Genomic DNA, 20,588 nt, shown 5'->3' on the forward strand with positions numbered 1-20,588 from the left:
TACAGCCGCTACAACTACTTGAGGTCTGCTCTAAGTTTTCAAAATAGACGGCGGCCAGTGTTTCCATTTGAGCATGAATGATTCAGCGCGGCGCTGCTGAAAGGCTAGGTCACGTAGAGACTTGGCAATTGAATGGTTCGTCACTCAACGGATCAATTCGTGCAGAACGCGCGCAGGTTCCACGCCGGTCAGTCGCATGTCCAGTCCTTGATGGCGGACCGAAAATCGTCGATCGTCGATTCCCAGCAAATACAGCATGGTGGCGTGAAGGTCGCGAACGTGAACGATCTGCTGGACAGCGTTGTATCCCAATTCATCGGTGGCGCCAAAGGACGTGCCAGGGCGAATACCACCACCGGCCAGCCACATCGTAAACCCCTTGATATGATGATCACGCCCGGGACCGCCTTTGCCTTGGAACATCGGTGTGCGACCAAATTCACCACCCCAGATGACTAAGGTATCCTCCAAGAGTCCACGTTGTTTCAGGTCCAATAACAGCGCTGTCGTCGGCTGGTCGGTTAGACGTCCGCAGACTTCCATGTATTTTTGCAAGTCACCGTGATGATCCCAACCGCGATGGTACAACTGAACAAAGCGCACGTCACGTTCCAAGAGTCGTCGAGCCAATAGGCAGTTCGAGGCATACGAGCCGTCGCCGGGCGTAGCCCCGTAGGCGTCGAGTGTCTGCTGGCTCTCGCCGCTCATATCCACCAGCGCAGGCACCGACGTTTGCATTTGAAACGCCATCTCATAAGCGGCGATTCGAGCTTCAATATCGCCGCCCAATGGGCTGGCATGACGTAATTGGTCCAATCGAGAAATCGAGTCCACCAGTTCACGCTGTTGTTGCAGGCCGATGCCCGGAGGATTGCTGAGATAGTGGACCGGCGCGCCCACAGAATTAAATTCCACACCTTGATACTGGGCAGGCAAAAAACCAGACGACCATTGCCGCGATGCAATGGGCTGTGGATTGCGACCGCCCACACTGGTCATGACGACGAAACTGGGCAGGTCGCGGGACAGGCTACCAAGTCCGTACGCAATCCAGGCTCCCATCGACGGCCGGCCACTGAGCGCTGTTCCCGTGTTCATAAACGCATGCGCAGGGTCATGATTAATCTGCTCGGTGACCATCGAGCGGATAATGCACAGTTCGTCAACGATCGAAGCCTGATGGGGAAGATAATCGCTGACCCACTGTCCGCTGGCACCATACTGTTGAAACCGAGTCAAATGTCCTTGGATCTTCAGGTCTTGACCTTGTAATTGCGCCAGCGGCTGTCCCGCAGTGAACGATTCCGGCATGGGGCGGCCGTCCAGCCGATTCAGCTCAGGTTTGTAATCGAAGGTTTCCAACTGCGATGGCCCGCCAGACATGTACAAAAACAGCACGCGTTTGGCTCGGGGTAGATGATGTGGCAGATCCGGTAGCCCTGCAGTTGCAGAGATGTTCTCGCTCCCGTGTGCCTGTTCGATCTGTAGGCTGCTCAGCGCGGCCAATCCAACGCCAAGGCCGGCAGATTGCAAGAAAGCTCGGCGCCGAAGTTGCTGTCCCAGTGCAATTTGGACTGCAGCATGTCCAGCTGCTGTCCAACATGATTCGCGCTTTTTCATAGTCAGAGTCTCATGTTCAGCTCAGACAGGTTCAGCAGCGCTCGACATACCTGGGTCCACGCAGCCAGTTCATCAGCAACACAATCGGTCCACCGCGGGTGAATGCCTACGCCCAACAACGCTGTTGCCTGTTCAGGTTGATCCTGAAAGTAATTACGACTTGTATCTAGCAGCAACGTGAGTTCTGCCAGCTCCGGCTGGCTGATTTCACGGTTCGTGACGGTTCGGAACAACCACTTCAATCGTTGAGCGTTGGCATGGTCCGCATCGGAAAAGTTTGTATTCGAGACGGCAAGCCAGCCTCGCTCGGCCAACCCGCGAGCCGCTTCGACGAACGTTGGATCGTTCAACAGCGTCAGCGCCGCCAGTGGTGTGTTGGACTGTTGGCGCAGGGCCGTACACTCTTCACGACCAGTGGCATCCAACGCCCGCAACATGGGATGGAGGAATTGTCGCTGCCAGTGCATGTACACACCTCGACGCCACTGATTCTCAGTTGAATCAGCCTGATATTCGCGTTGCGGAAAATTCAGGTGACGATAGTAACCTTCTGGTTGGTAGGGACGCGAACTTGGACCGCCAAACTGGTTGACCAGTAGGCCGCTAACGGCCAGCGCGTTATCGCGAATCATCTCAGCCGGCAATCGAAAGGCAGACTGTCGCGCCAGCCAGCGATTCCCTAGGTCACGCTCCAAGGACTGTTGATCTGCTGAAGATGCTTGACGATAAGTCTGACTAGTCACGATCAGACGAATCGTGCTGCGAACATCCCAGTGGTGGTCCACCAAGTCATGCGCCAAATTATCTAACAACTCTGGATGCGATGGCGGCTGCCCCTGACCACCAAGGTCGCCCAGATCCGAGGCCAGACCTTGTCCAAACAACAAATGCCAGATGCGATTGACCAGGACGCGCGCTGTCAACAGTCCAATTCCGTCCTCAGAATCCACCAGCCAATTGGCTAAATCCAATCGTGTCAGCCTTGGTAACTGTTCAGAGCCTAATGGTCTGGGCGTCGAAAGAAACTTCGGAAAGCTCGGCTCGACGATTGGACCACTTTCGTCCATCCAGTTGCCACGCGGCAGGACGCGCGTTACTCGTGGCTCAGCCAACGCCTGGGTAATCATCGAGCTGCGGACTTGTCTATTCAATTCGCTGATGAGTTTCTCTGTATGCTTGATTTGTGCCTGCGTTGCCTTGCGCTGCTGCGGGTCTGCGATGTTCAATTCATCTTGCAAACGCTGCAGTTCATGGGCGAGTTCCGCTCCTCGTTGCCGTTGCCACACGGTAGGCAATTCGATTTCGGGGTCGCGTCGAGTTGGCGATTCATTTGAGCCAGCCGTGAAGTGTTTTTCATCGTCAATATCAGCGAAGAAGGCCGCCAGCGAATAGAAATCGTGCATGGTATATGGGTCAAACTTGTGGTCGTGACACTGCGCACAACCTACCGTGGCACCCAGCCAGACCGCCGACAGATTGCGTACGCGATCCGCTGCGTAGATGGCGCGATATTCGCCTGGTTGTAATCCGCCTTCGTGTGTGGTTTGAAGTACCCGGTTATAACCAGTGGCAATGCGCTGCTCTAGCGTTGGGTTGGGCAGCAGATCGCCAGCCAATTGGTGGCGAGTCATCTCGTCAAACGTCAAACCATCGTTAAAAGCGCCAATCACCCAGTCGCGATAGGCGGAGATGTTGTGCTCTTGGTCGCCGTGGTAGCCGACCGAATCCGCATAGCGGACTAAATCCAACCAATAGATAGCCAGTCGCTCGCCAAAACCCGGACTGAAAAGCAGTTCGTCTACGGCTGTTTCATAGGTCAACGGATCCAACGGGGGGGCCTGCCACTGTTCTAGTTGCTGCTGAGTTGGCGGCAGACCCGTCAAATCAAACGTCAACCGTCGCAGCAGCGTGACCGCCTCGGCCACCGGCGCGGGTGACAAACCGTAATCGCTCAATTTTGCACCGATGAAGGCATCGATCCAATTGGTCGACCAGCGCGACGGGCCTGCCTCGGGAATGGGCCAGCGTTGAGGAACTTGATAAGCCCAATGCCCTGACCAGGCGGCACCATTCTGAATCCAAGCCCTCAGCCGATCGACTTCTGATCTGCTCAGTGGCTTGTTGATTTCTGGCGGAGGCATGACGGTCGAGGCATCATGGCTGAGCACTCGCCGCAACAGCTCGCTCTCCTGCGGCTTGCCGGGCGCGACGACTCGCGCCAGGGAAGTTGGATCGTCGAGTCTCAAATCGGCTTGTCGCGTAGCAGCATCCGGTCCATGACACTGGAAACAGCGATCCGACAGCAGCGGTCGAACGTGGCGATGAAAGTCTACAGTCGCCGAATCATCGGCAACGCAGCTAGATGCCGTCAACCACAGTCCCGCCGCCCCTACGACGGCTACCCAACTTGCTCTCATGAAAACTCTGCCGAGTCGAATCACGCTTACAGCCCAGCTGTTGAGTATACCACGAATGCCGGTAGCGTTGTCTGGGCCGGTAGTTAGGCCGGTTGTTGAAAGCCTACCCACCAGCCAATAATGTTTGAATCTCGCAAAATGTCAGAATCCTGGGATGTTAGGGTGCCCGCGCGTCAATCGCCAATTTGATTCTGATGATACCTTGAAGATACTAGCGCAGGCGTTGCCAAATTTTCACTCTGAATTGGAAATCAGCGATCGGCAGCAGTCCAGGGCGCGTTGGTGGACGATGGCGTTACTACCGATGCCGTTGCCACCAAAGGCGGTAGCGTTTCCTTGCCAATCGGTAAAGCGACCACCGGCTTGGTCGATGATGATTTGTGGAGCAGCCAGATCCCATGGATTGGCGATCGGATCAACCATCAGTTCAGCGCGTCCAGTTGCCACTAACAGATACCCGTAGCCGTCTCCCCAAGTGCGCGTCACATAGGCTTCTCGTTCAAGAGCTTGATAAGCTGCCAGTGCATTTTGCCGCGCAAAGAGGTCGGCTTGGGACATCAAAAATGCGCCTTTGTCCAACGTGCGCTGTGATACCTGACAACGTGCGGGTGGTTTGCCAGCCAAGCAATGCCAAGCGCCATGGCCATCCGCTGCGAATACCAGCTCATCTAAAGCTGGAATGAAAATCACGCCCATGACGGTTTGTCCTCGGTGCTGTACAGCCAGCAGCGTCGAATACAGCGGCACTCCCGTGATAAAGCTCTTGGTTCCATCAATGGGATCGACAATCCATTGGTAATCGGAGCTACCGGCCTGCATGCCAAACTCTTCGCCTAAGATGGCATCGTTGGGAAAACGCTGCGACAAGTGCTGGCGAATGAGCTGTTCGGCTCCGCGATCAGCGATGGTGACAGGTGAGTTATCGTCTTTGCGGTCAACATCAATGGGACGCCCGAAATGTTCGAGCGTCGCTCTGCCGGCCAGCCGCGTTAACTCGATGGCGGCTGCAAGTCGCCCATCACGAAAGGTCTTGATTGTCTGGTTGATCGACACCGGTGAGCCTCTAGGTCAGACGATTCACTCGAAAGTTGCTCGGTTCATGAACTGCCGAGCCTGCCATTACTTCGAATCTTGGCATCGCCGCTTGGCGCATACAGGAATGAGTGCACGGCCAATAAAATGGCTCCACAGACCAATAGGCTGTCGGCGATGTTGAAATTTGGCCAGGTGAACTCGCCATATCGCAGAAGTATCCAATCCCGGACACCGCTGGCCCATTCGGGCCGATCCAGGGGTGGATTCCACAGTCCCAGCCGATCATGCAGATTACCAACGATCCCGCCGAGCACCATCGCCAGCGAAACGGTTAGCCACCAACTCTCAATGGCCCGATACTTCACCATCCAAACCAGAATTACGACGCAAGCCAGACAGGCCATCAGGGCGAACACCGAACCCCAGCCGGCCCCCATACCAAACAACGCGCCCGGATTGACCGTAGTCTCCAACCCGGCATACGGCTCAAGCAGCCAATAGGGCGGACTCTCGCCAGGCAAACCCAACCACTCGAAGATTCGCTGTTTCGTCCACAAATCGCTGATCGCTCCTGCGACAGCGATTGCCGCAAAAAAACACCATCGCATGCTTGGAACTCCTGTCTCCGTTGGGCGGTGTTTCAATATCCTGAACTCTCAAGCCGGCCGGCACACTTCACGCAGAAGATCGACTCCGGCAACATCTCCAGACGACCTTTGGGTATCCTGGCCCCGCATTCGTCGCATAGTCCGTACGTGCCCTCTGCTATTTTCTCAAGGGCCATGTCAACCAGCCGAATTTTGTCACCATCCCGCGACAGCAACCCCAAGGTGAATTCCTGTTCAAAGCTGTGCGAGCCAACTTCAGCTGGATGGATGGGAGCGTGATTGTCCACCGCCGCGTCGTCGGACCCCAGTGCCTCCTGAGACATCATGGCCACATCGCCGTACAACCGGCGACGCTTCTCTAGCAAAATCGTCTTGAATTGGGAATAGTCTTTTTTGGCTGGGGCCGCCACCGACTTCGCGCCTCTGGAACCAGTCGAATGGCCTGCCGTTTTACCGCTCAGCTTCTTCGAGATGACCTTTGCCGGTGTCTTGGCCGTCCTACCGGCCTTACTGGCAAACTTGCCTTTGGAAGCTACAACTTTTTGCGCTGCCTTTCCACTTGCCGCGCGTCTGGTCTTGCTAGCGGCTGCCTTGCCATTAGAACTCTTGTTGCTCACCTTAGATTTTGACGCCTTAACCGCCGATTTAGACACTACGGTAGCACGTTTTGCGGTAGTCTTCGCCTTGCCGATGGACTTGGCCTTGGAAGAACCCTTCAACTTCGAAGTCAGTGACCCATTGGCGGATTGTGACTTGCTTTTGGAGCCACCTTTAGCGGTCGGCTTCTTGACTTTTGTCGGCTTTTTGGCCATCAATGAACTCCCTGCCCGTTTGGGGTGTATCTGACTGTTCTCTGGAGGGGCATCGTTGAGTGAATCTAAGAATTTCCTACTTTAGGTAGTTGGGCAATAGCATGATAGGGTCTTGCTAGGATATAACCACAACTTCAACGATATTTACTGCCCTGGACACCTGGAAAACCGTAATTTTGGGGTATTTCAATGGCCGACCCATCCGTGGCCACTAGTCGCAGCAGCCCACTCACTAGTGGGGTGGCCTGCCAACGCTGTATTAATTCTGGCTGTCGAGCGACCTTTGACATCAGCCAGACCCGGACAGCTTGCGACCATTGCGGTGACCTACTTGACATTGAGTACGATTGGTCGCAGATCGCAGTTCCCAAGCAACTGCGCGATTTTGAGAAGATGTGGTCGCAGCGCCATGATCCGGTTCGGTTCAGCGGCGTTTGGAGATTCCATGAACTGCTGCCATTTGCACCCACCAATTTCTTAGTGACGGTGGGTGAAGGTCAAACACTGCTACAGCGTGCCGATCGTGTGGCCAGCTACGTTGGGCAGTCCGAAGGTAATCTGTACCTACAGTATGAGGGCATGAACCCCAGCGGCTCGTTCAAAGACAACGGCATGTGCGCCGCATTTACACATGCTCATCTGACTGGCGCTCGCCGCGCCGCCTGCGCTTCGACTGGCAACACCAGTGCTTCGCTGGCGATGTACAGTTCGGTCACGAACCTGATGAAGGCGGTGATTTTCGTGGGCAGTGGCAAAATCGCCTACGGTAAGTTATCTCAAGCGCTGGAATACGGTGCCTTAACTGTACAAATCGCTGGAGATTTTGACGACGCCATGGTGCGCGTACGCGAAGTCTCCAAAGACCTCGGCATCTATCTGGTTAACAGTGTCAATCCGTTCCGGCTGGAAGGTCAAAAGACCATCATGTTCCGCGTGCTCGAAGCGTTGCGCTGGCAAGTACCCGACTGGATCGTGGTTCCCGGGGGCAACTTGGGTAACTCAAGCGCATTTGGCAAGGCTTTTAAAGAGTTACATGAGTTGGGATTGATCGACCGCGTGCCTCGATTGGCCGTCATCAACGCCGCCGGTGCCGATACGCTGTATCAATTGTACGAGCGTCGTGGTCTGCGCTGGAATAACGGACAACCCGATCAGCGCATCGTCAGCGATTACTACCAAGAACTGGATAGTCGCAATTGCAAAGCGGACACAATCGCCAGTGCCATTGAGATCAATCGCCCCGTAAACTTGAAGAAGTGCCTGCGAGCCCTGGATTTTTGTGATGGCGTGGTTCGTAAGGTCAGCGACCAGGAAATGCTGGACGCCAAAGCACAAGTTGGTGCGGGCGGAATCGGCTGTGAACCGGCCAGCGCCGCCAGCGTGGCTGGGGCAAAGCTGCTGAGAGAGGAGGGCGTTATTGCCCCCTCAGAGCGCGTGGTTTGTATTTTGACTGGCCATCAGCTCAAAGATCCAACTGCGACCGTGGCCTATCATACGACGGACCAAGATAAATTCAACGAAGTGTTGGGCAGCCGTGGAGTGGCCCGTGCCTCGTTCGCAAATCGGGCGGTGGCCGTGCCCAACGAACTGGATGCGATCATCCGAGCCATTCACTTGTACAGTTGACAGGAGTTATCATCGGTGAGCATTCAGCTTGTAATCCATGGCGCTGCCGGGCGGATGGGAAGGCGCTTGATCGCACTGGGGCATGCAGATTCTCAATTGCAGATTGTGGGCGCCGTCGACTCATCCAAGAACCCTTTGATAGGTTCCGATGCCGGTCAGGCGGCTGGAGTGGGCACCATCGGCTTGACGCTGACCGAACAGTGGCCTGACCGAGCCGATGTCGCCATTGACTTTTCGGTTCCCGCCGCCTGTTTGCAGGCTGTCCAGCTTTGTCAAGAACGATCCATCGCCCTGGTTGCAGCCACAACCGGGTTAGAGCCGCATCAAGTGGACGTCATTCGAGCCGCTTCTAATTTCATCCCAATCTGCTGGGCCCCGAATATGTCCCTGGCGGTGAATTTAACCATGCGTCTGGCTCAGCAGGCAGCCACGGCGCTCAAAGCCCAACAACCCGACGTGGAAATTCTGGAACGCCACCATCGTTTCAAGGAAGACTCGCCCAGCGGCACCGCCTTGAAATTCGGTGAGCTGATCGCCAACGCCATGGGTTTGACCAGCCACGTACACGGCCGCGAAGGACAGTGTGGCCCACGCACTCGCAACGAAATTGGATATCACGCAATTCGCACTGGTGACGATCCCGGGCAGCATACGATTATCTTTGGCATGTTAGGAGAAACGATCGAGCTGCGTGTGGCTGCGTCCAATCGCGATTGTTACGCTCAAGGCGCACTGGCAGCTGCTAAGTTTCTAGTTGGCAAACCACCAGGGTTGTACTCGATGTTCGATGTTCTCGGTTTGCCACCGCATTAGCTGCCCACTGGGAACTGGGACTTTCAGGTACCGCGCGCCGGACTTCGTGGCTTCGCAGGGTGGGCCAAGCGCGGCCAGGGTAACTTGGTCCTCTCGCCCCACAGTCATTGTTTGCTGGCGAGCAGTTATGGTTGAAAAGTGCCTGGCCCCACGCCGGCCCACCACAGCCTGGCTAGCGTTGGAAATGTACTAGCGTTACATATCTGCATTTTGCAAGACAAACCCTACAGCGCTCGGCGACGATGCCGATATCCCAAGCCAGTCATGGCACACAGTAGCAGCGCGAAACTAGAGGGCTCCGGTACCATATAAGGCGTAGCCACCGTGCGTGCTAAGAAGTCACGGAGGCGCTCCCGCAAATTGAGTCCCCCAAGATCGAGATCCCACTCAACGTTGTGATAGGTAGCATCGGTAGGCTGGTACCACATTTCCGTGTCGATGCCGACAGCCAGGAACCGGTTAAGCATTTGCGGTTCCCAAGGCACCACTAAGTCGGCCGTATTGTTCAGTAAGAAAACCGGAGGGCCGCCAGCCTGAATCTTGTTGTAGTTACCGTAGGTGGAACCCACTAGTGAGATCACCGCTTGAGCCGCATAGCGCGAGTTGATCGGGTTATTGTTGTACTGCAGCATCAATAGATTAATCGCTCCGGCAGATCCGCCACCGGCAGCAATTCGGTCGGGATCGATTCCAAGCATGGCGGCGTTGGTGCGAGTCCAGTCGATCGCAACTGCAAAGTCCTCAATTCCAGCTCGTACGGCCTTCAGCCCCGGAAAAATACTATAGAGGAACGGAACCGTCAAACCCGCGTAGGGCTGCGTACCAAAGATGGTATTACCCACAGTCGCATTACTGTGGTCTGCTGCTGGTGCACCCTGCCGATAGTCTGTAATAACTACGGTGTAACCACGCTGAGCAAAATAGCGGGCAGGATCGGTGACCCGACCTGCAGTACGTCTGGCCGATGACCAAGCGCCACCATCCTGGAGCACGATGGCAGGACGATTCACGGGGATGGCACCCAAGCCAATATCCACGGGCTGATAAACATCTGCCAGCAAGGGAACCGATCCAGAACTAGTGGTGCCCATCGTATACTGGTACGTGGTGACCGAATAACCATACAACTGGTCGACGTACACCAAGCCAGCGTTTAAGCTGATCGAGGTAGAATGGACGAAGGAAACAGACAGGACCAAAAGCCAGAAACGATTCACTGCGCTCATCAACATCGTCGTCCCCCGATTCTGTTAGCTGGAATGTGTGTTTGTCAGTTAATTGCCATCCGTTAAAATCGAGTCGTAGCCAAGTACACTGCGGCGACACCACGCTCGCCGTGCGGCAAAATACCCCACCAGAAAAGTCGAGTCAATCTTTCCCCCCAGACTAGCTGTTTCACTAGCGATGCCGGAGACTTTAAACGTGGCCCGATGCGATGAAGGTTATCTGTGTGCGGTGTGTGGCCAAGAGGTCAAACGGCTTGTCGATAGCTCCTTATATTTGCAGTATATCGTTGGCTGGATTTCTGCTGACCAGCTCAATCGAACACGCGACATACACCTCCGCTGCAATCCTCACTTGGCTCAGTTCATCGACTCGCCAGAATTCAAGCCGCCGGTCGAAGTGTCGGGCCAGTTCGATCGCCGACTATTGGATCGCCAGTTCGACTCGCAGCGGTCTCAGTTGATCACCCGAGGTTACGACCGGCTGCGGTTCCTGCAACGCCATCGCGACACAACGATTCAGGACTATCCGCTGAACCTGTAGCTCAGAAACCAACCAACCGGGCAGGACTAGCCTGCGGTGTTGGTATCAGCGGCACGCTGACCAAGCGTCATGTCAGGTCTTACCAAGAGGTATGCCCACTTCCATGGGATGGCAATCTGCGGTCCTCAGATGCCCTTTAACAACTTACCGATGGCTTGCCGTGCGGCTTCGAGGGCTTGAGGTAGTTTGTCAGGTTGTTTGCCGCCAGCTTGCGCAAAGTCTGGCTTGCCACCACCCCCACCGCCAACAATCGGTGCGACCTGTCCAATCCAGTCGTTGGCGCTCACGCCTTTGCCGACCAGCGATTTGCTCAATCCCGCGACTAGCATCACTTTGTCATCACCCGATTTGGCGGCCAGCAAGACGGCAGCCGGTTGGGCGCTCTGCGTGCGAATCTGGTCGATCCAACGGCGCATCAAATTTGGATTGGCTCCGACCGTCTCAGTAACTAAAACTAGCGTGTCACCAACCATCTGGCCTCTGTCCAACAGACTGGCTACCGACAATTCGCCTTCGCTGGCCAACTCGGCAATCTGTGATTGCAGTTTCTGTTGATCGGCCCTGAGGGATTGCACGCGGGCCAGTAGTTTGTCGGAGGCGACATTGAGCATTCGCGATGCATCGCGCAGTAGCCTGCGCTGCTGCGGGTAGTCACTGGCCGATCCGGCCGAGCTGGAAAGCGATTGTAGTTGGCATTCGGCACCCCCGTCCAACTGCTTTTTTAGCCCGCGGACGTTGAGCGACAAGCACTTGATGGCTTCCACCACATCACCTGTAGCGCAGCTCAATTCATCGGCGATGCGCTGTAGGACTTGCTGAACCTCTGAACGACGAGCTGCGGCTTTCTCGCCGGTCAACGCTTCGATGCGCCGCGTGCCGGCCGCGATGCCTTCCTCGCTCATGACCTCAAAATTCTGCACCTGTTGAGTATTCTGCAAATGCGTACCGCCGCATAGTTCCTTAGAAAAATCGCCCATCGAGACCATCCGTACCGGATCGGGATATTTTTCACCGAACAGCATCATGGCTCCCGCTTGACGGGCTTCGGTCAGCGGCACCGTCTTCCATGAAATCGGCTCGGCAGCGCGCACGCGATCGGTCACTATCGATTCAATCTGTTGTACTTGCTGATCGGTCAGTGCAACCAGATTAGTAAAGTCGAATCGCAGCCAATCGTCATCGACCTTGCTGCCCTGTTGCTGAGCGTGCCCGCCTAACACCGACTGTAGAGCGTGATGCAAAATGTGCGTCGCCGAGTGTGCGCGTTGAATACCGCTGCGCCGCGCGTCGTCAACCTGAGCTGACAACTGCTGACCCGTCGACAGCCGACCCTTTGTTAAGCGGCCCAAGTGAACAATCAACTCGCCAGAGCGCTGTGTGTCTGTCACTAAGAACTCGACGCCATCGGCCTGGAGGCGCCCCCGGTCGCCCACCTGTCCACCGCCTTCCGCGTAGAACGGAGTGCGATCAACGACTACTTGCAAGCGCTGGTCTGTGCACTGGCTGGCATCAATCTGGCTAGCCAACCGCTCGTCAGCTCCGTCTCCCACGATGATGCCTTGAACGACCACCGGGCTGGAATTAGTTTCGTAGCCCACGAATTCCGTGCGATGCAAAGCTGCCTTGAGCGTTTCCAAAGGACCGGTTTGAAATAGTTCGCGTTGGCCACCGCCGCTGATTTCTTCGTGCTTCTTCATGGCCTGGCGAAATCCGCTCCAATCGAATGTAAAACTGCGATCGGCAGCCATTGTTTGAAACAGTTCGGGCGGAACGCCGTAGGTTTGATAGAGCGTGGCTGCTTCGTCGCCATCGACCATCAACATTCGCGATTGTTCCATGTGAGAAAACACTTTGGCGATCCGATCCAATCCGGCATCAATCGTGGAGAAAAAGTCCCCTTCCTCTTTGCGAATCACTTCGGCCACTCGCTGAACGGTAGTCTTCAGTTCCGGATACGCGCCGCCCATTGCTTGGGCGACGGCGGGAACCAATTGATACAGAAAAGGCTGGCGCATGCCCATCTGATGGCCGTCCAATACAGCCCGTCGCAATAGCCGCTTGATAACGTACCGCGCCTTCTTGGGACCCGGCAGAATATTCTCATGAACGGAAAATACACAGGCGCGGATATGGTCAGTGATTCGCCGTAGCCGTCGGCCATCTTCGCTGTCGTAAACATAGGATCGCGAGCAAACTTCGGCTGCCGCCTTGACGATGGGAAACAATATGTCGATATGAAAATTGGTGGGTACGTTCTGCATAACGCTGGCCGTTCGCTCAAGTCCCATACCGGTGTCAATATTCTTGCTGGGCAGTGGCCGCAAATTGTTGGGGGGCTCACCCACGCGATTGAACTGCGTGAACACCAAGTTCCAAATCTCAACGTCCTTGCCATTATCCAATTGGTAGTAGATTTCGCTGCATGGCCCGCATACCCCGTCGGGGCCTTGGCTGGGGGCGCTGGCGGGCCAGAAATTTTCATCTTCGTCCATGCGAGAAATGCGACTAGCTGGTAGTCCGATCTTTTCATGCCAAATCCCAGCGGCTTCATCATCATCCTTGTAAACCGTGACGGTGAGGCGCGCAGGATCGATGCCCAGCCACTTCTTGTCGGTTAAGAATTGCCAGGCCCACAGGATGGCTTCGGCCTTGAAATAATCACCAAAACTAAAATTGCCCAGCATCTCGAAAAAAGTGTGGTGATAGGCGGTGCGACCAACATTGTCGATGTCGCCGGTACGCAAGCATTTCTGGCATGTAGTGGCGCGCGTAAAGTCCAGCTTGACCTTGCCCAAAAAGTGATCTTTGAATTGGTTCATGCCCGCAGGTGTAAACAGAACAGATGGATCCCAAGTGGGCACCAGCACATCACTGGGCTGCCTGGAGTGCCCCTGCTGCACGAAGAATTCCAAATATTTTTCACGTAGTTCGTCGGTTTTCATATTCTGCCACTAAAAGAAGAAGTGTACCCCAGCCATATGTTCGGTGATGCAATGAGCCGCTGCAATTTTACCGGGCAATTGAGGTGACCCAATATATGCTGGCTCGCCTGTTCCAGCCATCGCAGTTGGTGGCTGGATTGTGGCCTCGACCTACGGTTGAACGACGGCCTTGGTAGGCTGCCCGTCGCTAGTGATGGCGACCACCGTAACTTGACCGCTAAGATTCTGGACCAGTTGGTGAAACTGATCTGGCGTCTGGACCGCTTGTCCGTTGACGCTAGCCACCCCATACCCAGCTCGCAGTCCGGCCTTCCAAGCTGGCGAATCAGGCGCCACGGACAGCAGGGCCACGCGCGGGCTACCACGTGCGACGGCAATCTGCTCGACCTGCCCGTCGATCGCGGTCAAGAATTCTATTTGCGCTCCGCGCCAAATTGGTGGGCCATGCAAGCTAAACGACGGTCGGCTGGTTGCCAAAAACTTCTTGGATAGTTCGGCTTCTAGGCTTAGAGTCTGCTCGGAAGCGCCCGGCCGAATGCGCTGCACGACCAGCGATACCTTGCGCCCCGTTGGCACTTTGCTCAATTCACGAAACAGATCATTGCGACTATGGATCGGGTTGTCGTCGACCTGAACGACCAAGTCACCTTCACGTAAGCCGGCCAGGCTGCCGGGTAGTCCAGGCAGAACCATACTAATTCTCGCTCCGCGCAACCCGCGATCCAGTTCGCTTTGCTGCAGGTCCTCGGGTTGGATTCCCAGGAATCCGTACTCTGGTAAACGGCCCTGTTTGAGGCTCTCCACGACACGCTTAAAAAAATCATCGGTGGCGACAGCGAGTCCCGCCGACTGCTCGTTGCCGCGTTGTGCCAACAGCGACGTCGAGATTCCTACCAACTGCCCGCGCAGATTGATCAGCGCTCCACCACTACTGCCGATCGGCTGTCGCGAGTCAGTTTGAAGCAGGGTCCCCAGATAATGAATGCTCTCACTAGGCGAACTGTCTCCATCGCGTGGGGCATATCGATTGACGTTAGCGATCATCGCCCAAGCCGCGCTGGCTTGGCCGTCGCGGGCGATGGAGTATGGATTGCCCAACGCCACCACAAACTGACCTTTGCGAGCCGGCTGATCGCTGACGGGTATCAGCGGCAGATCGTGAGCTTCGATCTTGAGCATGGCTAAATCGGAGAATGGATCAGCGGCGAGGGGTTGAGCCAATTTGCCCACGACTTCCGCTGGATAACAACGACGATCCATCCAAACGTAGTAGCTGTTATGTCTCGGATCATCCAGAACGTGAGCGCAGGTTACAATGTGACCATCGCTGCCGACGATCACACCGCTGCCGAAGAATTGAGGCACAAAGTCGGGGTTGGCTGGATCGTTGGTCAGGCGCAGTGAAGGCACCGGGTGCAGCACATCGAGTGGGCTTCGCGCGGCACGATCTTTGGGAACGCGCGCGATAGCAACCACTGAGCGCTCGCAGCGCTCGATTACCGAAACCAGCGTGGTTTCGATGGCTACCAGCACGGCCATTGCGCTTTCGTCAGATCCGGTCGCCTGCTGCGTTTCAGACTCCAATGATTGAATGTCGGCTGGCAGATCATTCGTCTTGGCTGCCTGACTATCCGGCCGCTGACCGGGTTGCGCACACAGAGTGCCAGCTAGTCCAAGCGCAACCACCGTACTCATGGCCACCCGCAAGACTGGCTGCGGGACGGCTATCGATAAGCGGCTCGAAAGCCAAAGCGGTAGGTCACACATCGGATGGGCTGCTGGCTTAGGTCATTCGAACCGAGTCCAAGTTGAACTAACGCGCTGCACACGCCAGTCTCTAGCTGTCAAAATTCTAGCTGTCAGCCAATTCGGCCTCAGCTTCTTGCAGGTCATCGCTCTCTTTACCTTCAGGCCCAATATAACCTCCCGAAGCCATGATCAGCTCGCGAATTTCTTCCGTGATGTCCGGATTCTCCAGCAAGAAAGCTCGCGCCTTCTCTTTGCCTTGTCCCAGATAGGTATCATTAAACTTGAACCAAGCTCCACTGCGATTGACGATCTTATGCTCCATGCCCAAGTCCAACACGTCACCTTCGTAGCTGATTCCGGCAGTGTGCATCATGTCAAACTCAGCAACTCGGAACGGCGGAGCTACCTTGTTCTTAACGATCTTGCAGCGCACGCGCTGGCCGACAACATCTTCACCCTCTTTCAAGCTACCCACGCGACGAACGTCGATGCGGCATGAGCAATAGAACTTCAGGGCGCGACCACCAGGCGTTGTTTCAGGACTACCGAACATCACGCCGATCTTCTCGCGAATCTGGTTGATGAAGATCACTACCGTCTTACTCTTGGCGATCGCACCAGTCAACTTGCGCATCGACTGACTCATTAATCGAGCTTGCAAGCCCACATGAGACTGTCCAATTTCGCCTTCCAGTTCTTGCCGTGGCACCAAGGCTGCCACCGAATCGACGACAATCACATCGACCGCGTTGCTCTTAACTAAGTGTTCGGCAATCTGCATCGCCTCTTCGCCGCAACTGGGCTGCGAAACCAACAACGTATCCAGCTCGACGCCGATCTTTTTGGCCCAGCTGGGATCAAAAGCGTGTTCAGCGTCGATAATCGCCGCAATACCGCCGGAGCGCTGCGCTTCGGCGCAGATGTGTAGCGCCAGCGTCGTCTTGCCGCTAGATTCCGGCCCAAAAATCTCGACGATGCGCCCACGCGGAACCCCCATTCCCCCCAAAGCAATGTCTAGCGACAGGCTGCCCGTGGGAATGCCGTTGATCTTCAATAGCTGCTCGCCGCCCAGTGGCATGATCGAGCCTTCGCCAAACTGCTTCTCAATCTGTTCAAGCGTCGTCTTCAAGCCCGGCTCGCGCTTGTACACAGCCTCCATCCCCGTTGGGCCGCCCGACGATGAAGCCTTCTTGCCACTGGCACTGTTCTTTTTCTTGGACATGGCTTTGCTCTCTGTAGTGACCATTTTCGAGAATACTCCTGACTGGATGACGGGAACTTTCGAGATTGATTTTTGCAGAACCGCTCACTCGCTCGACCGCCAACTTCATCAGGCTGGAAGTTGTACACCGATGATCCTAACGAATCCCAACCGGTCTCACAACTAAACCAAACGACAATTCGGCTAACAGCCGCCAAGCGAGATGCCCCAAATTCCTGCGGTGGCTGTCTGCCCCCTGACACTCTGAAATCAGTTGCCAAGCAAGCGTTCTATCCCAAAGTATCGCAATCAGGCCGACACCTTTGGTCAGCGCTCGCGGACACTTTGAAATAATGTCCAGAGCTGAGGGGCCGCGGTCGCAATCTATCCAGTTAGTCGCTCGAAGAGCCCAGTTCGTTGAGCAAGCGACCAAGAAATTTGTGGATTTTTTTTCTAGGTCTGAGCCGGCTTGGATGACCTGCGTTTTCGCGAAGCTTGCAGGGCCGCTTGAGCCGTCTCTTGCTGCGATAAATGCGTCCCCGAAGTACCATATTTCTTAATAAGTACAGCCGTCTTTTCCGATGGCTGCGCCCCAACGCCTAGCCAGTAATCAACCCGCTCACGTTTCAGGATCACCCGCGCATCTGTATCGCCAATCATAGGATCGTATTGGCCAACCTCTTCAATTACCTTTCCGTCACGCGGTGTTCGAACGTCCACGACAACGATTCGGTAAAAAGGACGAGCTTTCTTGCCCATCTTCTTCATGCGGATACGGACTGCCACTCAATTCTCTCCTGATTTTTTTTTGCACGGGACGGTTAACCACCCAGGTTTCGCCGGGCAGGTCTGATGCGACATATGGAGCTGACCACGTTCTGGTGAGCATAGGCACCCAAAACCACATTCTCTCCGTAAAGCTGACTCATGCAACGGCAATTGTCAGGATATTTGACACTTCAGGCCGATAGGCACCCTGCCAACAGCTCTTCTGAAGATTCAGTTTAGTTGGCGGAAATCGTTCCAGCTTTGGAAAAACAGGCACAGCCTGCAAAACCACGGGCTACCGGCGGCGCCCAATAACCAGATGCAAGTCCTGAGCTTAAGCACTAGACGGCGGGGTTCAGCCAATACTCGATCCGTCTATTCAGCACTAATTGCCTCGTTTTTTCTTTCTGAGCAGCCGCTCACGCTCTTTTTGCAATTTGAGCCTTTCTTTGGGAGTCAGCCGCTTTCCGGTGCTCTGTTTTGTGTTGACACCACCCATATTGGGGTCTAGCATGCTGCCCTGCAACTGCCGCATCATTTCCATGCGGTTCTTGATCCCGCCGGATGCCATCATCTGCATCATCGGAGCCATCATGTTGAACTGTTTGATGAGCCCCGATACCGCATGGGCAGGAACTCCCGCCCCTCGGGAAATTCGATTGCGGCGTGGAGTGTCAATGTTCTTTGGGTTGCGGCGCTCTGCGGGCGTCATCGAGTCGATAATGCCCACCAGCTTGCGCATTTCGCCCTCGGTGTCTTCGCCAGCCAGCATCTTATTTAGCTCGCCCATGCCCGGCATCAACCCCATCATCTTTTGCATCAAGCCGGGTTTGGCGATCTTTTCCAGCACGCCGCGAAAGTCTTCCAGCGAAAATTGCCCGGAGAGCATCCGCTCTTCCAGTTTTTCTCGTTCGCGGTCGTCGATAATGCGGTGAGCCTGTTGAGCGGCAGCTACGATGTCGCCCATTTGCAGAATGCGGCTGGCCATGCCCTCGGGGCGAAACGGCTCGAGCGCATCCAAGTGTTCGCCGGTCCCGATGAACTTGATGGGCACCTTAGTCACATGCTTGACGCTCAGCAAGGCTCCGCCACGCGCGTCGCCATCCAGCTTGGTCATGATGACCCCATCCAGCTCGATGGCTTCGTTGAATGCGGCGGCACTGCGCACAGCATCTTGACCGGTCATGCCGTCTACTACCAAGTAGACTTGGTGCGGTTGAATTTGCTTGTCGATCTGAGTCAACTGCGCCATTAACTCTTGGTCGATCGAAAGTCGCCCGGCGGTATCCAGAATGACGATGTTTGCACCAGACTCCTTGGCTCGCTTTACGCCTTCGCGGCATACGATAACCGGGTCTTTTTGCTGCAAATCGCTGTAGACCGTGACACCCAATTGGCGCCCGATGGTGTGCAATTGCTCGATAGCGGCAGGTCGCTGAAGGTCTGCGGCCACTAGGTAGGGCGTTACCTTTTGCTCTTTCAGCAACTGCGAAAGCTTGCCGCAGGTCGTGGTCTTTCCTGAACCCTGCAAGCCGCACAACATCAATATGGTTACTTCACCCTGCTTGACCGGGATGCTCAAATCTACCGGCCCCAGGATTTCCACCAGTTGCTCGTAGACGATGCGCACCAGCTCTTCGTGTGGCTTGAGCGACAGCAAAACTCGCTGCCCCAGCGCCTTGTCGGACACTTGCTGCATGAAGTCTTGGACAACTTCATAGCTCACGTCGGCTTCCAGCATGGCCTGTTGGACCATCTGCAATCCGTCACGCATGTTGGATTCGGTCAGTCGTCCTTTGCCCGTCAACGACTTGAACGCCGACTGCAGACCCTCGGATAATGAATCAAACATTTTTCATCTAGCTCAAATCTTTTAACTGCAAACTATCACAAACCGCTGGATCAGGTCGCGCCTCAGCCAGGTATCGCCGGCCTGGCACCTGGACTCGTTGGAGAACTGCATTTCTGCCGGGTAGTACGATACCACAAAGCCCAAGCATCGACTAACCCAACTGCCCCAGCCGCCTCGGTAGCAACACTCGATGGAGCCCGGCGGCGACCTGCGTCAAAACGCGGTCGATGGTGAAATCTCTGCCGATCGTCAATTGCCCAATTTGCAGCGCTGAGCGATTGCTGGCCGCAGCCGGCTTGATAACAGCCCAGCCGCAACCAGCGGATCATTGGCCTGCCAAATTGCACCGCTGACGGCGATGCGGCTAACACCAGTTGCCAAAACTTCTTCGATATTGGCTGCGTTAATCCCGCCGATCGCATAGACGGGGACATGGATTTCTTCCACAACCTGCCGAAGAAATCCTAGTCCAGCCAACTCGGCAAACCGCTTCGTCGAAGACGGACAGGTCGGACCACAGCCAAGATAGTCAGCACCGGCAGCTTGCGCCTGCTGGGCTTGTTGTAAATTATGAGTCGACACGCCGATCCATAGACTACCTCGCGCCAGCCGCTGCACTTGCTGAATCGGTAAATCCTCTTGACCTACATGCACCCCTGCGGCACCGCTGGCCAGTGCGATATCCACCCGGTCATTGACGATCACGCGCTGGGCACCGACCGCCTTCACTGCTGCGCAGGCGTATTGCAAAACGGTTGCCCCCTCGGCGGACTTGTCGCGAATCTGAAACAGATCCGCGCCGGCCTCGACCAACTGCACTAGTCGTTGGACGAAATCGTCCAGTTGCAATTGGCAGTCAACCAGTACATACAGCGGCTGACCGGGAAATTTCCTGGACGGCTGATCCATCCGCAGTTCGACCTGCGCCAAACGGTCATAGGCGCGGTAGCGTAGCGACTTGGCTGCCAGTGAAAGTTCTGGATATAGGCCTTTGGCAGATTCTTCGACGACTCTCAGCGACTGCGTCGTCCGTTCGTTGGCCGCCACGACCACATCGCGCCACTGCCCACGCTTGAGTTCCGCCGCATGGGTAAGCTGTGTTCCCACGTCGGCCTCAACACAGCGCGTCGCCAGCCGCTCTCCGCGCGGCACTCGAGCGGCCAGTTCCGCCAGTTCGTGCCTAAGCGATTTCAACCACGCAGCGCTGCACGCATCCTCGAACACTACTCGCGCTACATCTTCAACCGTCCGCAACCCCTCGGCGGCGCGATTGAAATTGACATCCAATATTCGCAAAACGCTCGAACTGTCCATCTGCAACTCACACTCTCAACACACTGGCTGACTGAACTTGACAACACGGTTATACTCATCTGCC

At 55.6% G+C, this 20,588-nt stretch carries 16 protein-coding genes; 4 read left to right on the plus strand and 12 right to left on the minus strand.

Going from position 1 to position 20,588, the window contains the following annotated elements:
* Window positions 1-144 precede the first annotated feature (144 nt).
* The 5 genes from KF752_17705 to KF752_17725 all read right to left on the minus strand — a co-directional run bounded on the left by KF752_17705 (window position 145) and on the right by KF752_17725 (window position 6,090).
* Window positions 145-1,620 carry a DUF1501 domain-containing protein gene (locus KF752_17705; GenBank protein ID MBX3423397.1) on the minus strand — a complete coding sequence of 492 codons (1,476 nt, stop codon included), beginning with the start codon at window positions 1,618-1,620 and terminating at the stop codon, window positions 145-147.
* 2 nt (window positions 1,621-1,622) lie between these two features.
* Window positions 1,623-4,037 (minus strand): PSD1 domain-containing protein, encoded by a 2,415-nt coding sequence (locus KF752_17710; protein MBX3423398.1) that lies wholly within the window; start codon window positions 4,035-4,037, stop codon window positions 1,623-1,625.
* A 234-nt stretch (window positions 4,038-4,271) separates the two neighbouring features.
* A complete protein-coding gene (locus KF752_17715) occupies window positions 4,272-5,072 on the minus strand; it encodes an inositol monophosphatase family protein (GenBank protein MBX3423399.1) in 801 nt (266 codons plus the stop codon).
* Window positions 5,073-5,134: 62 nt separating this feature from the next.
* Complete coding sequence (locus tag KF752_17720) at window positions 5,135-5,680, minus strand: signal peptidase II (protein ID MBX3423400.1); 546 nt, start codon at window positions 5,678-5,680, stop codon at window positions 5,135-5,137.
* 32 nt (window positions 5,681-5,712) lie between these two features.
* The gene (locus KF752_17725) at window positions 5,713-6,090 is read right to left on the minus strand and encodes a TraR/DksA C4-type zinc finger protein (GenBank protein MBX3423401.1); all 378 of its coding nucleotides are present in this window, start codon (window positions 6,088-6,090) and stop codon (window positions 5,713-5,715) included.
* Here KF752_17725 and KF752_17730 point away from each other — a divergent pair.
* The 3 genes from KF752_17730 (at window position 6,074) to dapB (ending at window position 8,931) form a co-directional block, all read left to right on the plus strand.
* Complete coding sequence (locus KF752_17730; protein ID MBX3423402.1) at window positions 6,074-6,526, plus strand: hypothetical protein; 453 nt, start codon at window positions 6,074-6,076, stop codon at window positions 6,524-6,526. The two genes, KF752_17725 and KF752_17730, sit on opposite strands and share 17 nt — an antisense overlap.
* Before the next feature lie 155 nt (window positions 6,527-6,681).
* Entirely contained in the window at window positions 6,682-8,118 is a 1,437-nt protein-coding gene (gene thrC / locus KF752_17735) for a threonine synthase (GenBank protein MBX3423403.1), read from the plus strand.
* Window positions 8,119-8,172: 54 nt separating this feature from the next.
* Window positions 8,173-8,931, plus strand: coding sequence for a 4-hydroxy-tetrahydrodipicolinate reductase (gene dapB / locus KF752_17740; protein ID MBX3423404.1), 759 nt, complete (start codon window positions 8,173-8,175; stop codon window positions 8,929-8,931).
* A gap of 224 nt (window positions 8,932-9,155) precedes the next feature.
* Here the strand turns inward: dapB and KF752_17745 are convergent, their stop codons facing one another.
* Window positions 9,156-10,163, minus strand: coding sequence for a PEP-CTERM sorting domain-containing protein (locus KF752_17745; GenBank protein ID MBX3423405.1), 1,008 nt, complete (start codon window positions 10,161-10,163; stop codon window positions 9,156-9,158).
* A 190-nt stretch (window positions 10,164-10,353) separates the two neighbouring features.
* Between KF752_17745 and KF752_17750 the strand changes: the two genes are divergently transcribed.
* On the plus strand, window positions 10,354-10,698 hold the full coding sequence (locus KF752_17750; GenBank protein MBX3423406.1) for a hypothetical protein: 345 nt from the start codon (window positions 10,354-10,356) through the stop codon (window positions 10,696-10,698).
* Window positions 10,699-10,823: 125 nt separating this feature from the next.
* Here the strand turns inward: KF752_17750 and alaS are convergent, their stop codons facing one another.
* The 6 genes from alaS to thiE form a co-directional block, all read right to left on the minus strand.
* Window positions 10,824-13,640 carry an alanine--tRNA ligase gene (gene alaS / locus KF752_17755; GenBank protein ID MBX3423407.1) on the minus strand — a complete coding sequence of 939 codons (2,817 nt, stop codon included), beginning with the start codon at window positions 13,638-13,640 and terminating at the stop codon, window positions 10,824-10,826.
* Window positions 13,641-13,790: 150 nt separating this feature from the next.
* Complete coding sequence (locus tag KF752_17760; protein MBX3423408.1) at window positions 13,791-15,335, minus strand: trypsin-like peptidase domain-containing protein; 1,545 nt, start codon at window positions 15,333-15,335, stop codon at window positions 13,791-13,793.
* 157 nt (window positions 15,336-15,492) lie between these two features.
* Window positions 15,493-16,611 (minus strand): recombinase RecA, encoded by a 1,119-nt coding sequence (gene recA, locus KF752_17765; GenBank protein ID MBX3423409.1) that lies wholly within the window; start codon window positions 16,609-16,611, stop codon window positions 15,493-15,495.
* A gap of 432 nt (window positions 16,612-17,043) precedes the next feature.
* Window positions 17,044-17,376 carry a 30S ribosomal protein S16 gene (gene rpsP, locus KF752_17770; protein MBX3423410.1) on the minus strand — a complete coding sequence of 111 codons (333 nt, stop codon included), beginning with the start codon at window positions 17,374-17,376 and terminating at the stop codon, window positions 17,044-17,046.
* Between the two features lie 367 nt (window positions 17,377-17,743).
* Complete coding sequence (gene ffh / locus KF752_17775; GenBank protein MBX3423411.1) at window positions 17,744-19,210, minus strand: signal recognition particle protein; 1,467 nt, start codon at window positions 19,208-19,210, stop codon at window positions 17,744-17,746.
* 249 nt (window positions 19,211-19,459) lie between these two features.
* Window positions 19,460-20,524 (minus strand): thiamine phosphate synthase, encoded by a 1,065-nt coding sequence (gene thiE, locus KF752_17780; GenBank protein ID MBX3423412.1) that lies wholly within the window; start codon window positions 20,522-20,524, stop codon window positions 19,460-19,462.
* Window positions 20,525-20,588 lie beyond the last annotated feature (64 nt).

Source organism: Pirellulaceae bacterium, from assembly GCA_019636385.1.
Lineage (GTDB): Bacteria > Planctomycetota > Planctomycetia > Pirellulales > Pirellulaceae > Aureliella.